General features: G+C 68.3%; 10 protein-coding genes. 4 read left to right on the top strand and 6 right to left on the bottom strand.

The window, feature by feature from the left end; genetic code table 11:
- Positions 1 to 481 precede the first annotated feature (481 nt).
- On the bottom strand, positions 482 to 1648 hold the full coding sequence (locus FDY95_RS02830) for a glycosyltransferase (RefSeq protein WP_138075192.1): 1167 nt from the start codon (positions 1646 to 1648) through the stop codon (positions 482 to 484).
- 704 nt (positions 1649 to 2352) lie between these two features.
- Between FDY95_RS02830 and FDY95_RS02825 the strand changes: the two genes are divergently transcribed.
- Together FDY95_RS02825 and FDY95_RS02820 are read left to right on the top strand one after the other, a co-directional pair.
- Complete coding sequence (locus FDY95_RS02825) at positions 2353 to 3462, top strand: sensor histidine kinase (RefSeq protein WP_138075191.1); 1110 nt, start codon at positions 2353 to 2355, stop codon at positions 3460 to 3462.
- Positions 3459 to 4235, top strand: a complete 777-nt coding sequence (locus FDY95_RS02820) for a LytR/AlgR family response regulator transcription factor (RefSeq protein ID WP_138075190.1) — start codon at positions 3459 to 3461, stop codon at positions 4233 to 4235. Before FDY95_RS02825 ends, FDY95_RS02820 begins: the two co-directional genes overlap by 4 nt.
- Before the next feature lie 351 nt (positions 4236 to 4586).
- On the opposite strand, the gene FDY95_RS02815 is transcribed toward FDY95_RS02820, so the two are convergent.
- The 4 genes from FDY95_RS02815 to FDY95_RS02800 all read right to left on the bottom strand — a co-directional run bounded on the left by FDY95_RS02815 (position 4587) and on the right by FDY95_RS02800 (position 10548).
- Positions 4587 to 4775, bottom strand: a complete 189-nt coding sequence (locus FDY95_RS02815) for a PID-CTERM protein-sorting domain-containing protein (RefSeq protein WP_138075189.1) — start codon at positions 4773 to 4775, stop codon at positions 4587 to 4589.
- A 14-nt stretch (positions 4776 to 4789) separates the two neighbouring features.
- Positions 4790 to 8323: a LamG-like jellyroll fold domain-containing protein gene (locus tag FDY95_RS02810; RefSeq protein WP_138075188.1), complete on the bottom strand. Its 3534-nt coding sequence runs from the start codon at positions 8321 to 8323 to the stop codon at positions 4790 to 4792.
- Positions 8324 to 8522: 199 nt separating this feature from the next.
- Entirely contained in the window at positions 8523 to 9158 is a 636-nt protein-coding gene (locus FDY95_RS02805; RefSeq protein WP_138075187.1) for an NUDIX hydrolase, read from the bottom strand.
- Positions 9159 to 9207: 49 nt separating this feature from the next.
- Positions 9208 to 10548, bottom strand: coding sequence for a chloride channel protein (locus FDY95_RS02800; RefSeq protein ID WP_212744846.1), 1341 nt, complete (start codon positions 10546 to 10548; stop codon positions 9208 to 9210).
- A gap of 165 nt (positions 10549 to 10713) precedes the next feature.
- Between FDY95_RS02800 and FDY95_RS02795 the strand changes: the two genes are divergently transcribed.
- Positions 10714 to 11319: a nucleotidyltransferase family protein gene (locus FDY95_RS02795; RefSeq protein WP_138075186.1), complete on the top strand. Its 606-nt coding sequence runs from the start codon at positions 10714 to 10716 to the stop codon at positions 11317 to 11319.
- Positions 11320 to 11553: 234 nt separating this feature from the next.
- Here the strand turns inward: FDY95_RS02795 and FDY95_RS02790 are convergent, their stop codons facing one another.
- Positions 11554 to 12765: a PAS domain-containing sensor histidine kinase gene (locus tag FDY95_RS02790; RefSeq protein WP_138075185.1), complete on the bottom strand. Its 1212-nt coding sequence runs from the start codon at positions 12763 to 12765 to the stop codon at positions 11554 to 11556.
- Positions 12766 to 13161: 396 nt separating this feature from the next.
- Here FDY95_RS02790 and FDY95_RS02785 point away from each other — a divergent pair, with 396 nt between their 5' ends.
- Positions 13162 to 13590, top strand: coding sequence for an HU family DNA-binding protein (locus FDY95_RS02785; RefSeq protein ID WP_138075184.1), 429 nt, complete (start codon positions 13162 to 13164; stop codon positions 13588 to 13590).
- The last annotated feature ends 49 nt before the right edge of the window (positions 13591 to 13639 follow it).

Genomic DNA, 13639 nt, shown 5'->3' with positions numbered 1-13639 from the left:
GGCATCCGGCGCAGGGCAGGCAGGGCAAAGGTGGGGGCAAGCCGGAAAAGGTGCGCTCCTGCCCCTAAACATACGTCGTGCCTACCGCAGCAGCCATTACCCAATCGACTAGCACTGGGCAAACACCGACGAACCAGCAACTGGAACACTCTTCAGAAAAACAGCTCCAAGTGTTCCACTAGCTGGAACACTTTATATAAAAACTGAAAGGAGTGTTCCAGCTAGTGGAACACTTTATAATAAATCAGGGGAGAATGTTCCACCGAGGAGCCGTCAGGGCTAAGGAGCTTGCCGAAGCCCGCAATCAGCGCGTGAGCGTCGCCCGCGTTGGAAATAGTAGTGCCCCAATGACCGCTGCGTCAGTCGTTACCCGCAAAACCCAAGCAGCGTTACACTCATTCACCACCACTCGCGCGGGGGGCGCAAACGCCGGCGCGGGGCGGTCATCGGGAAGCGTAGCGGTGGGGTCGATAGCAGGCAGTTAGGCGGCGAGGTAGTGCAGAATGTCGGTGAGCAGGCGGCCCTGCTGGGCGGCCGAGAAGTACGTGCTCAGCTGCGGGTGCGGAGCCGCGGCCGGGGCCTGGCGGCCGGCCTGCAGCACTTCGCGCGTCTGCATGGCGCAGAAGGCTAGGTCGCGGGCCGGAAACAGGTGCTGCAACCCCGGAAAATCGGCGGCGCTGGCGCCCTCGGCCGCTACCACCGGGCACGCGGCGGCCAGCGCCGCGAGCAGCAGCGGGTCGTAGTCGTCGGTGGGGGCGGGGGAGAGCAGCGCGTCGAGGGCGGGGAAGAGCAGGCCGCCGGCCTCGGGAGCGTGAAACGGCCGCAGGTACACCGCCTGCGAGAGGCCCAGCGCCCGGGCGTGCTGGCGCAGCTGCTGCCAGCGGCGGGCGTCGGGCGCGGTGCGCGGGTGGCTCACGACGACCAGCTCGGCCGGCAGGTGCAGCTCGGTGCGCAGGCGGTAGAGCACTTCCAGGGCAAAGTCGGCGCTCCGGCCGTCGTCGGCCACGCCGAGCAGCGGGGCCGCGGTGGGCAGATCGAGCAGGCGGCGGGCCTGGGCGGGCGGGGTGGCGGCCACGCGGCGGGCGGCGGCAGGCAGGCCGGGCGGCACCACCCACAGCTGCCGGGCATCGAGGCCGGTGCGGGCTTCCACGGCGCGGGCCGTGCCGGGCAGCGGGGCCAGCCAGGCATCGAGCGGGCGGCGGCTCAGGCGCGCCCACCACGCGGCCGGCGCCGCGGCGGCCAGCGGCTCGTGCTGGTGAAACACCAGGCGCAAGCGCCCGCGCAGCAGCCACTTGGCGGCGCTGGCCACCGGCAGATCGAGGGCGCGGGCCACTAGCAGCGTGCCGATGCGCTGCCGGCGCAGCCAGCGGGCCAGCAGCCAGGCCGCACGCGGTACGCGGCCGAGGCTTCGGGGACCCGACAAGGGCGGCACCGGCAGCCGGCCGGTGGCGTGGGGGGCCAGGGGTGAATCGGTGGCCACCACCAGCTGCACGGACTGGGTGGCCGTGCGCAGGGTGGCGCACAGCCGCAGCAGCTGCTCTTCGGCCGGGCCGAGGTCCGGCGCCAGGCTCAGTACGGCCAGCGGCTCGGCCAGCACGACCGGCGCGCTGGGCCGCACAAGGACGGACGCAGAAACAAACGTGGGCATAAGACGAAAAACGGGGCATGGAAGAGCAACGGCTCAAACATAGCCGACCGCCCAGGTCGACACTCACGGATTGGACCAGCCGCCCGATTGTATCGACCAATCCGGCGCGGCGGCGGCCCGTCACCGGCTTGGACGCTCGGAGAGGCCCGGGGTTCAGCCAGCTAGAAAAACCCGCCATTCGTCTAGGTCTAGGGTCGATTGGGCGAATGCGCTGGCGCGGCAGCTGGCGGCTGAGTTGTTTTACCGCAGGTTTCTGCTCCGCGTCACCTGCGGCACCGTTCGGTCAGCTTCGCTGGACCCCGGGCAGCTTCCTAAAGGAAAACTTTATTGTGTTGGGGAAAAGGCCGCTTTGATTCAAAGCGGTTTTTTTATTGCCCAGTGGCAGGTAATAAGCGGATAGGAAAGACGGACGCCAGATGAAGCGTGACGTCCTGGCTAATTTCGACGACTTCCTAAACCGACTCAATGGGACTGTTCAGGATGACCGACGGCGACCCTAAAACGGTATGCATCGGCCGAAGAAAACCCGGCCCCGGTCGGTAAACTTCGGCCGCTGGTGGAGCGCGGGCGCCCGAATGCGCCTCCACCCGTAGCTTGCCGCAGGTTGGCGGGGCCGGGCGCCTCAGTTCCTGGCGCGGCCAACCCCGCCGGCCGCTCCTGCGTCTGAGGGCGCAGCGCCGCCGCTACCCGTCCCGACTCGCCCAATGCCCCTGAATTCCACCTTCGTCCGCTACGCCTCCACCTTGCTGCTGCACGCCCTCATCTGGGGGCTGATCGGGCTGCTGCTGGCCTCGCCGCCGCCGGGGCAGCCCAGCCCGCTGCCCACGGCCTTCTGGCTGAAGCAGGGCGCGGTGCTGCTGGCGCTCATGGTGCTGTTCTACGCCAACGCGCTTTGGGCCGTGCCGCGCCTGCTCTACCGCCGCCGGGTGTGGCTGTATCTGCCGCTGCTGGCGGCGGCCGTGGCCGGTGTGCTCGGGCTGCACCAGCGCCTGGAAGTGGCCCTGAACGTACCCGAGCTGCTGGCCCAGGCCCGCGAAAACGCCCTGAACGTGAGTGCCTGGTGCGGCCCGCGCCCCCATGTGCAGCTCGGGCCCCAGGACGAGCCCGAAATCCTCAACCCCGGCATCCTGCTCATCACGCTGCTCACGCTGGCCATCAGCACCGGCACCACGGTGGTGCAGCGCGCCCAGCACGAGGCCCAGGTGCGGCGCGAGCTGGAGCAGGAAAAGCTGGCCACCGAGCTGAGCTTGCTCAAGGCCCAGATCAACCCGCACTTCTTCTTCAACACGCTCAACAACATCTACGCCCTCACGCTCATCGACGGAGAGCAGGCCCGCGCCGCCCTGCACCGCCTCTCGCGCATGATGCGCTACGTGCTCTACGAAACGCCCGCCGGCACCACTTTGCTGAGCCACGAGCTGACGTTTGCCCGGGACTACATCGAGCTGATGCACCTGCGCCTGACCGACAAGGTGCAGGTCACTTTCGATGCGCCCGAGCACGTGCGGGAAGTGCAGATTGCGCCCATGATGCTGCTGCCCTTCGTCGAAAACGCATTCAAGCACGGCGTCAGCGCCGTGGAGCCGAGCCGCATCTACATCGGCGTGCGCCAGCCCGATGCGCATACCGTGGAAATGGAAGTGCGTAACACCCTGTTCCCCGAGCGTGCGGGCAGCCTCGACGAGCCCGGCGGCATCGGCCTCGTCAACACCCGCCGCCGCCTGGAGCTGCTCTACCCCGGCCGCTACACCCTCACCGTCAACCCGCGCACCGCCCACCACGAGTACCAGGTGCTCCTAACCTTAGCCGTATGATTCTGAACTGCATTGCCGTCGACGACGAGCCCCTGGCCCTGGGCATGGTGTGCGCCTTTATCGAACAGACGCCGTTTCTGAAGCTGGCGGGCCGCTACGGCAGCGCCGTGGAAGCCCTGCGCGGCCTGCACCAAACGGCGGGGGAGCCGGTCGACCTGATCTTCCTCGACATCCAGATGCCTGACCTCAACGGCCTGGAGCTGGCCCGCGTGCTCGGCCGGGGCGAGGACAAGGCCCGCATCATCTTCACCACGGCTTTCAATCAGTACGCCCTCGAAGGCTACAAAGTCGACGCGCTGGACTACTTGGTGAAGCCCTTCAACTACGACGAGTTTCTGCGCGCCGCCCTCAAGGCCAAGAATTACTTCGAGCTGATTCGGCGCCCCGCCGCCGTGGCTGCCCCGGCCCCGGCAGCCGAGCCCGCCCCCGCCCCCGCGCCGCCCGCCCCCGAAGACGAGTACCTCTACCTGAAAGTGGAGTACCAGCTGGTGCGCGTGCCGCTCAGCGACATCCTCTACATCGAAGGCCTGAAGGACTACATCAAAGTGTACCGCCGCAGCGAAGCCCGGCCGCTTCTCTCGCTTTCCAGCCTCAAGGGGGTGGAAGACAAGCTGCCCGCGCGCCGCTTCATGCGCATTCACCGCTCCTACATCGTGGCGCTGGACCACATCACGTCCGTCACCCGGGGCACCGTGCAGATCGGCGGCGAAACCATCCCCGTCAGCGACAGTTACCGCGAGGCGTTTGATAAGTACCTGAGCCGGTGGAAGTAGCTTGTTTGCTGACGCGCCAGCTGGGTAACGGTGCCGGAGCGGCCATCGTTAGGCGTCGTCTACAGCCGCGTAGCGGCGCCATCTTGGTAGCATTTGGCGAAACAAGAACGGACATGAGCTGCAGCGCAGCGGCATAGTACTGCTGACGTTACCTGGGGCGTATTGGTCAAGCGGGCACCTTTGTCATGCCGCTGCGTTGCAGCTCTAACGTTCGTTTTGGGCACGTATCCTACCAATATGACGCCGCGCTGCGGCTGTATTTTCGCACTGTTCTGAAGCCTGCTTGGTAAAAACCAGAAACGGCCGCCCGAACCCGGGCGGCCGTTTCTTCGTGGCGCGGATGGTGACGAATCAGCGCTTGCGCAGGCGGCGCAGGGCGTAGGCCGCGCCACCGGCCAGCAGCAGCGAGGCGCCGCCGTCGATAGGTACGGCCGTGGGTTCGGGGGCGCCGGGCGTGGGGCCACCCGAGCCCGGGTCCTGGGCAAAAGACGCTGCGGCGCAGAACAGCAGCGGCAGCAGAAGCAGCAGAGAGCGTTTCATTGGTGGAGGAGGCGTTAGTTCAGAACGAGTTTGTGGGTAAGCGAGCCGGCAGCCGTGCGCACCTGCACGGTGTACACGCCCGCGGGCAGCTGCTCAACCGACAGCTGGTGCTCCAGCAGGCGGCCGCTGAGCGGGGCCGTTTCGCGGCGCACCAGCTGGCCCAGGCTATTCAGCAGGCGCAGCTCGGCCTGGCCGCCCGTCAGCCCCACGGCCGACACCGTGACCGTGCGGCCCTGGGCGGGGTTGGGAAATACGTGCAGCTCGGTGCCGGCGAGGTGGGCATTCTGCGTCGAGGTCACGCGCTGGGCGTTCAGGTGCAGCACGAAGCGCGTGGTGCTGGCTCCGGCGGCGAGCTGGGCGGCGTAGTCGCCCTGGCGCAGGTCGTGCCAGGTGCCGCTGAGGCGGTCCTCCAGGTAGATAGCGGCCGTGGTCGGGAAGTTCACCAGCTGCCGGGCCGCGAAGGTGTAGGTGCCGGCGGCGGGGGCGTAGAGGCCCAGCGGCAGATCGACGGGCTGATTGCCGTCGGGCAGGCCCTGGATGCTCAGCGCATCGGCGCCGGCCTGCTGGTAGAGCGTGGGCTGCTGGCCGCCGTTGAGCTGCACCTTGAGCGCGTCGTAGCGGCCGTCGAAGTTCAGCGTGGCGCCGGCCTGCTGGTACACGAAGAGCACGTCTTCACGGGCGGCCGCGCCGGCGGCGTTCGGGGCCGTCAGTGCCAGCTCCAGCAGCGGGCGGATTTCCTGGGTGCGGTTCAGGGCCGGGTTTTCCAGCGTGGTGACGCGCGCGGTGTTATTCAGCGCCAGGGTGGGCGTGCCGGTAGCGGCCCGCACAAAGAAGGCCTGGCCCAGCGGAATCAGCTGGGCGCCGGGGGCACCCACGCCGTTGACGTAGCTGATGTAGCCGCCGGCGTAGGGGCCGGTACTGCGGTACACGTAGGCCGCCGCGTTCATGCCGGTCGGAATGGTCACCAGCGCCCAGTCGAGGGGCGAGGGGTAGGGGTTGCCCACCAGGTTCCAGCCCGGGGCCGCCGTGCCGCGGGTCAGCGGGATGTTCACCGCGCCGTTGCCCAGCGTGCCCACGAAGTCTACCGTCTGCTGGGTGAGCTGCACGGTGTAGCCGCGGCCGGGCGTCAGCGCATCAGCCGTGCTGGCCGGCGACTCCCAGCCGGTGTCGAAGGTGTTGGCGGTGGCCGTCAGGCGCTGCTCGTTGTAGCCGAACACGGTGGGGAAGGGCGTCACCGTGCCGGGGTTGGCGGCCGCGTTGTAGGCCGGGTTCACCACCGGGGTAAACAAGCCGGTGCCCAGGTCGGCCACCGTCGAGCCGCTGACGGGTGCGGCCAGGTGGCGGTAGCCGGGGCCGGCATTGATGGCGGGGCTGATCCAGCGTTGCACCGTGGCCGTACCCTGCACCACGCCGCCGTTGTTGTAGACGGAGGCCGTGCCGGAGCCGTTCGAGAGCAGGGTTAGCGCCTGCCCGTTCACGTTCAGGTTGCCGTTGAGCGTCAGCAGGCCCTGCACCCGCAGCGCGGCCGTCATGCGGGCGCCGGCCGAGCCCACGCTCAGGTTGCCGAAGTCGGTGCCGAGGCCGCCGAGGTCGTTGGGCGTGGCGCCCAGCAGGCTCACGGTGCCGCCGGTCTGGTTGAAAAAGCCGCTGTTGGTAAACTGGCCCATCACCGAGAAGTTGCCGCCCGTGAGCGAGACGGTGCCGCCGCTCAGGATGGTGATGCTGCCCACCGAGGCATTGGCGCTGATGATGGGGTAGCGCGGCATACCGGCCGGAATCGTAATGTTGTCGGCTGCCGTGGGTACCACGCCGCAGGCCCAGTTGGCCGCGTTGTTCCAGTCGGTGCTCACCGCGCCGCTCCAGCTGAACTGCCCGCCCACGTTCACCACCACGGAGGCTTCGGCAAAGCAGCCGCTGTTCACGTTGGTGGCCCGCACGCGGTAGGTGGTCGTGGCGGTGGGATTGGCCAGCACGGCGGCCGTGGTGGTACCGCTCAGGCCCGTGGCCGGCGTCCAGGTGTAGGCCAGGCCCTGGCGGATGGTGGCCGTGTTGTTGATCCAGGTGGGCGTGGTGCTGCCGCTGCCCAGGGTGCCGTTGTTGGCGTTGGCGGTCTGGTCGACGAAGGCGGTGCCGTTGCCCTCATCCAGGCGGTAGTAGGCCACCAGGCCGGGCTGGGTGCCGAGCACGGTTTTGTTGTAATCGGCCTGCACCTGGGCTTCCGAGCGGGCCACGTTCCAGAGGCGTACTTCATCCAGCTGGCCGTTGTAGTATTCCGCGTAGCCGGGCTGATTGCCCAGGGCCAGGGCGTTGCCGTTGGTGGCCACGGTGCCGGTCAGGGCCTGGTCCAGCACCTTGGCCCCGTCGATGAAAATCTTCACCCGGCTGCCGTCGTAGCTGGCCGCCACGTGGTGCCAGCTGCCCTTGTAGGCGGTGTAGGGCGTCGAAAACACCCGCCAGCTGCCATTGATGTGCAGCCAGATGGCCAGGTCGTCCCAGCGCGTATCGGTGCGGGGGAAGATGTAGCCGGTGTTGGCGCTCTGGCTCGATTTGCACACCACGTCCTGCGTGGCGGCCCCCGTGCCCACCGGGTTGATCCAGGCCTCCATCGTCAGGGCCGAGGTCAGGTTCAGCGAGTTGCTGGCCGGCACGCTGGCCACGTCGTCGGTGCCGTCGAAGCGCAGGCCGCGGCCGGCCACCGAGGCGGTGTTGTTAGTGCCGGTGGCGGTGAGCGTGGTGGAGCCGCCCGAGCAGATGGTGGTGCTGCCCGCGGGCGAAATCGTCACCGACGGGGCCGTGTCGGCCATGATGTTGAAGGGCGCCGAGGTGGCCGTGCAGCTGGCATCATTGGTTACGCGTACCGAGTAAGCGCCGGTGGTGCTGATGTTCGAAAGGCCCGGCCCGTTGGCGCCGGTGACGCTGGCGGCCAGGTCCACGCCGTTGAGCTGCCACTGATACGTCGCCGCCTCGTCCGAGAGGGCCACGGCGTCGATTTCGTTCCAGCCTGGCACGGCCGCCGAATTGATGGCCAGGCGCACGTCGCGCACGGCGAAGGTGGTCAGCGGGAAGTTGATATTCAGAATGCGCGAGTTGGAGCCGGCCGCGGCGGCCGTGGCCGTGTACACCGGCACCCAGGCGTTGGTCGAGGGGTTGCGCACAAACACCGTGTCGATGGCGCCGGGGTTGTAGGTTTCCCAGATCAGGATGCGCTTGGCCGGGGCCGGGTTGTCGAAGCGCAGCACCAGGTACTCGCGGGTGCCGTCGGCCGCGCTGCTGGCCCAGGTGCCGCTGATGTCACCGTGCTGCGGGTACACGTTGGGCGTGCCGGTGGCCATGCTGGCCGCCCAGCTGCTGCTGTACTCGGTGCTGAAGCGCAGCACCGAGGCGGCGTAGCGCACTGGGTTGGCGCCGAGCGTGGTGATGAGGCTGACCTGCCCGTTGCAGACGGAGGCAGCGCCGTTGGAGGTGACGGTGGGCGCGGGGCATTGCGCCAGGGCGGCCTGGGCCCCCCAGGTGCTCAGTAACCCAAGCAGGGGTAAGATTCGGTTCATGCAAAGCGTGCGGTTAGAAGTTCACGATGGCCGCCCGCCGGCCGCCCCCAAGCGGACCCGACGAAGCCTGCGCAAAGGAATGCTTCTGCGTTGCACTAATCAATGGCATGATTGAGTTTTAAAAGCATATGCGCCTCACATAATCATGTGATGCACCAGGGCCTCCACCCGTCAGCCCCGGGCACTGCGAGGCGCCGACTCAGTCGCAGAGCGTGGGCAGCTCGGGCTGTCGGGCAAAGCGGAACATGGCCGCCAGCTGCGCCGCCGTGGCCCGCGCTTCCGACAGCGGCAGCGTCGCAATTTCGCTTTCGCGCACCCAGCGCACCTCGCCCGTCTCCATGGTGTGGCTCTGAATGGCACCGCCTACCACCCGGCACAGGATAAAGCACTTGTACACGTACCACGGCTCGACGGGGTGGGCGTGCAGTTTTTTGTCGAAGAGGGCCAGCAGGCGCACGGCTTCCACGTCCAGCCCGGTTTCCTCGCGGGCCTCTTTCACGGCCACTTCCTTGGGCGTGTGGCCGATGTCGGCCCAGCCGCCGGGCAGGGTCCAGCGGTTGTCGTCCACCTTTTCCTGTACCATCAGCACTTCATCGGAGCCCCGGAACACGACGGCCCGCACGTCAACTTTGGGCGTCTGGTAGCCGGTTTCGGTGGCGAAGAGCCGAGTGAGCTTGTCAACCGGCTCGTCGGTCAGGCGGTGCAAAATGTCCACGCTCAGGGCGCGCAGCTGCTCGTAGCGCTCCGTGTCGTACACGTTTTGGCTGTAGGTCAGGCCGGTTTGGGCAATGGCTTGCAGCTGCTGGGCAATGCCGAGCCAGTCGAGGTTGGTCATGGAGCGAAAGTAGCGCCGGTCGGCGGTTCGCGCTGCGGCGCGGCCCGCGCTACCGCCGGCCGCGCAGCTGGCTTAGGCGGCGCCCGGCGTCGCGGCCGAGGCGCGGGTGCTTGGCCGTGCCCACCACCTGCGCCCCGTAGATGCCGCCGTGGCCCGAGGTGAGGTAGGCCACCACGCAGCCCAGGGCCAGGTAGGGCGCGGCGGGCAGGCCAAACAGCTCCAGGCCCATCAGGGTGCAGGCCAGCGGGGTGTTGGCCGCGCCGCTGAACACGGCCACGAAGCCCACGCCCGCCAGCAGGGCCACCGGCAGCGGTAGCACCAGGGCCAGGGCCGACCCCAGCGCCGCGCCCACAAAAAACAGCGGTGTCACCTCGCCGCCCTTGAAGCCCGCGCCCAGGGTGAGCGAGGTCAGCAGCAGCTTCAGCCCGAAGCTGTACCAAGGCAGCGGCGCCTCGAAGGCCGCCACGATGGTGGGCACACCCAGGCCCAGGTAGCGCGTCACCTCGGGGCCGATGACGAGGTAGAGCAGCCCCACCAACGCCAGCAACCCGGCCCCGCCCGCCACCGGCCGCAGCGGCGGCCAGGCTATCAATCGGCCAAACCAGCTCTGCCAGGCGTGCACCGCCGCCACGAAGCCCCGGGCCGTGAGGCCGCTGAGCAGCCCCAGCAGCAGCGTGGCCGCCACACCCGCGGCCGACAGCGCCGGCACTTCGAGCACCAGGTAATGCGTGTGGCCCACGCCCCAGGCCCGCGTCACCCAGTCGGCACCGAAAGCGGCCAGCAGGCTGGGCAGCAGCGCCTCGTAGCGCAGCCGGCCGACGCGAAATACCTCCAGCCCGAACACGGCCCCGGCCAGCGGCGTGCCGAACACCGAGGCGAAGCCCGCGCTGATGCCCGCAATGAGCAACAGGCGCCGCTCACGCGGGCGGTGCAGGCGCAGGCCGCGCGGCAGCCAGCGGCTCAGCTGGTCGGCCAGGGCGCCGCCCATCTGCACGGCCGTGCCCTCGCGGCCCGCCGAGCCGCCCACCAGGTGGGTGAGTAGGGTGCCCAGCAGCACCAGCGGCGCCATGCGCAGCGGCACCACGTCGCGGGGCTGGTGGATTTCCTCGATGAGCTGGTTGTTGCCCCGCGCCACCGATTGGCCGAAATAATGGTAGAGCAGCCCCACCAGCAGTCCGCCCACCGGGAGCAGCCCGAGCAGCCAGGGCTGGGCCTCGCGGGTGCGGGTCGTCCAGTCCAGCGCCACCAGGAAGCCCGCCGAGGCCGTGCCCGCCAGCGCGCTGACCACGCCGCCGAGCAGCAGCCAGCGCAGCACGAACTGCAGCTGGGGCAGCGGCTCGGGCCAGGGGCGGCGGCGCGGGTTCGGAGCAGGAGGGGAGGGAGCGGTCAAGCGGCGAGACAAGGGCGGTGGGCGTAAAAGTAGGGGAGTCGGGCCAGCCTCAGGCGGCCTTTCGCTGCCGACTGCGTATGTAGTCCACTATTATTGCCGGGCCGAAGCACCCCGACCGCCGCCAACCGCCGGTTGATTCAGCCCACTTTACAGCGTCCTCCTCGCATGACCACCCCGCCCATTCCCGCCGTGCTCCTTGCCGCCGGTGCCTCCACCCGCATGGGCCAGCCCAAGCAGCTCCTGCCCTACCAGGGCCGCACCCTGCTGCGTCGCGCCGCCGAAACCGCCCTGGCCGCCGGCTGCGCGCCCGTTATCATCGTCACCGGGGCGCTGCACCAGGAGCTGGTGGCCGAGGTGGCCGACCTGCCGGTGCAGCTGGTGCACAACGCCGTGTGGGAGGCCGGGCTGGGTACTTCCATCGGGGTGGGCGTGCAGGCCGTGGAAGAGGCCGCCCCCGAGGCGGCGGCCGTGCTCATTATGCTCACCGATCAGCCCCTCGTCACGCCTGAGCTGCTGCGCGAGCTGCTAAAAGAGTGGCAGCAAAGCGGGCTGCCCGTGGCCACCGGCTACGCCAGCAGCGTGGGCGTGCCCGCCGTGTTCGGCCGGCTGGTGTGGCCGCAGCTGCTGGCCCTGCCCGCCGCCGCCGGCGCCAAGCTGCTGCTGCAGCGCCTCGGCGACGAGCTGGCCGTGGTGCCCTTTCCCGCCGCCGCCCTCGACGTGGACACGCCCGAGCAGTACCAGCAGCTGCTGGGCGAAGCACCCGAGGTATAACCCTATGTTGATCAGGTGTTGGCAAACGCACCATGGTCCGCTCATGCGGGCCCATTGAGGCTGGGTTGAGCGGCTCGGGCATCATGGCGCGAATCGTAGGCGGGCATAGCCAATTCGCTGCTCTACCTGCCCGATGACCCGTTTGGATAGCGGCTACAGTGCGGCACACCGGCTGGCACTGCCCGCGGGCAGTGCCGATTCAAATGCTTCAGAAAGCCGCGCCAGCGCCGGACGCTACGCCAACTCGATGAAGAAGGTGCTGCCCTTTTGCTCCTGGCTTTCCAACCAGATAGCTCCGCCGTGCAGCTCCACGATCTGGCGGGCAATAAACAGTCCCAGGCCGGTGGTCGTTTCGCCGTGCAGGCCGGCGCGGCGGGTGGGGTTAAACTTCTCGAACAGCTGCGCGTGCAGCTTGCCGGGAATGCCAATGCCGGTATCCCGGACCATGAAACGGGGTTTGCCCTTCTCCAGGCGCAGGCCCAGGGTCACGGTGCCCCCGGCCGGGGTAAACTTCAGGGCGTTGGCGAGCAGATTGCCTATCACCCGGCCGAACTTGTCGGGGTGCAGGCGGATCTGCACCGGATCCGTGGGCAGATCCAGCACCAGGGTTATTCCTTTGGTGCGCGCCTCCAGTTGGTGCAGCTCGGCTTGGGCCGCCAGGTACGAGGACAGGTCGGTGGCGCGTTTTTCCAGGCCGTTCTGGTCCAGGTCGCCCACGTAGAGCACGTCGTCGAGCAGGCTGCGGGCGCGGAAGCAGGCCGCCTGGATGAGGTCGAGGTAGTGCATCATCTCGGGCGGGGGCGGCCCCTGCCCGCTGCGGCTGTTGACTTCGCGCTGCAGCAGGTCGGCGAGCAGCTCGATCTGGGCGACGGGGCCCTTCAGGTCGTGGGTGGCCAGCTGCAGGATGGTTTCCTGCGCGTCATACACCCGCTTGAGCGAGGCTTCCAGCCGTTTGCGCTCGGAAATGTCTTCCAGGATGGTGTAGCCCAGCTCGGCCCCGTCGTCGGGGAAGAGCACGGAATGCACCTGGCACCAGAAGGAGGAGCCGTCGGCGCGCACCAGGCAGGTTTCGAGCGAAAACGCGGGCAGCTTGTGCTGCCACAGCCGGGTTTGCAGCTCCTGCCAGTCGGCGCGGTGGCCGGGGTGCGCGAATTCGAGAATCCGGCGGCCGATCAGCTCCTCGGGCTGCTCGTAGCCGAGCATGTTCACCACGGCTTGGTTGACCTGGCGAATGGTCAGGTCCGGGGTGATGATTTTTTGGCCGAGCGGGGCATTTTCGAACACGGTCCGAAAACGGGCCTGGCTTTGGGCGTACCGGTCGAGCGGCGCCAGGGGCTCCGCAGCCGCGGCGAGCTGGGCGCGCAGCTGGCCAATTTCCACGCGCAGGGCGTCGTTTTCCGCCTGAAGCGAAGGTTCAGAGTCGGCGGCAGGGGACGGATGAGGCATGGGCGCAGAGCGAGGGTACCGCCTATACGGCCTGCCCGCCAAAACAACCGGCCGCGGGCAAACTCATTTGGGCGCTTGCATCCCGCGACAAGCCCACTGGCGTAGCCGGCTACAAAACGCGCTGTCCGTAAGGTGGTTCGAAAGGCTTAGGGCCGGAGCGTACGCCGCCGCCGCCCGCCGCCCCGGCCGCCGCGCCGGTATCCTATTTTGGGACGGAGCCCCGCCGCCGTCGGCCATCCCGGGGCGGCCAAGGGGCCGTTGGGGTCGCACCGCCCGGCTTCATCGCCCGCCCGGGCTGACGCGGCCCCGGCGCGGCCGCCTCCCATTTTGATAAAGCCTTTGCCGGGTGGCAGAAGCCAATATATTCGAAGCTCAACCTTAACCCCTTCTATTCCAATGCCCATCGAGTATTCGCTGGCGGAGCGCGGCAACCCCAGCAAGCCCACCGAGCCCAAGAAATTCTACGCCGCTGCCCGTTCCCAGGGCGACACCACCGTGCGCGGCATCGCCGAGCGCATCAACCAGATGAGCACCGTCAGCACCATCGACGTGATGGCCGTGCTCGAAGCCTTCTTCCAGACGGTGCCCCAGGAGCTGGCCGACGGCCGCATCGTGCGCTTCGGCGACTTCGGCTCCTTCTTCGTCACCTTGCAAAGCGAGGGCGCGGCCACCGAAAAGGAGTTCAACGCCGCCCTCATCAGCAACGTGAAGGTGCAGTTTCGCCCCGGCAAGCTGTTCGACCAGGCCATGCAGGGGGCGGCGCTGAAAAAAGTGAGCCCCTCGGCTGAGTCAGTAGCCCGGGCTGCCCGGCGCAAAACCAAGTAGCCCGCGAAAGCGGACAACCTATCGTCCGCCCCCGGACGATAGGTTGTCC

This window comes from Hymenobacter jeollabukensis, assembly GCF_005771675.1.
In the GTDB taxonomy this organism is placed as follows: domain Bacteria; phylum Bacteroidota; class Bacteroidia; order Cytophagales; family Hymenobacteraceae; genus Solirubrum; species Solirubrum jeollabukense.
The sequence above is the reverse complement of the archived record's forward strand: the minus strand, read 5'-3'. Positions and strand labels throughout refer to the sequence as shown.

Bases quoted from the DNA above. Each gene is read 5' to 3' on its own strand.
- FDY95_RS02830 (WP_138075192.1), bottom strand. From the start codon at position 1,648: ATGCCCACGTTTGTTTCTGCGTCCGTCCTTGTGCGGCCCAGCGCGCCG.
- FDY95_RS02825 (WP_138075191.1), top strand. From the start codon at position 2,353: ATGCCCCTGAATTCCACCTTCGTCCGCTACGCCTCCACCTTGCTGCTG.
- FDY95_RS02820 (WP_138075190.1), top strand. From the start codon at position 3,459: ATGATTCTGAACTGCATTGCCGTCGACGACGAGCCCCTGGCCCTGGGC.
- FDY95_RS02815 (WP_138075189.1), bottom strand. From the start codon at position 4,775: ATGAAACGCTCTCTGCTGCTTCTGCTGCCGCTGCTGTTCTGCGCCGCA.
- FDY95_RS02810 (WP_138075188.1), bottom strand. From the start codon at position 8,323: ATGAACCGAATCTTACCCCTGCTTGGGTTACTGAGCACCTGGGGGGCC.
- FDY95_RS02805 (WP_138075187.1), bottom strand. From the start codon at position 9,158: ATGACCAACCTCGACTGGCTCGGCATTGCCCAGCAGCTGCAAGCCATT.
- FDY95_RS02795 (WP_138075186.1), top strand. From the start codon at position 10,714: ATGACCACCCCGCCCATTCCCGCCGTGCTCCTTGCCGCCGGTGCCTCC.
- FDY95_RS02790 (WP_138075185.1), bottom strand. From the start codon at position 12,765: ATGCCTCATCCGTCCCCTGCCGCCGACTCTGAACCTTCGCTTCAGGCG.
- FDY95_RS02785 (WP_138075184.1), top strand. From the start codon at position 13,162: ATGCCCATCGAGTATTCGCTGGCGGAGCGCGGCAACCCCAGCAAGCCC.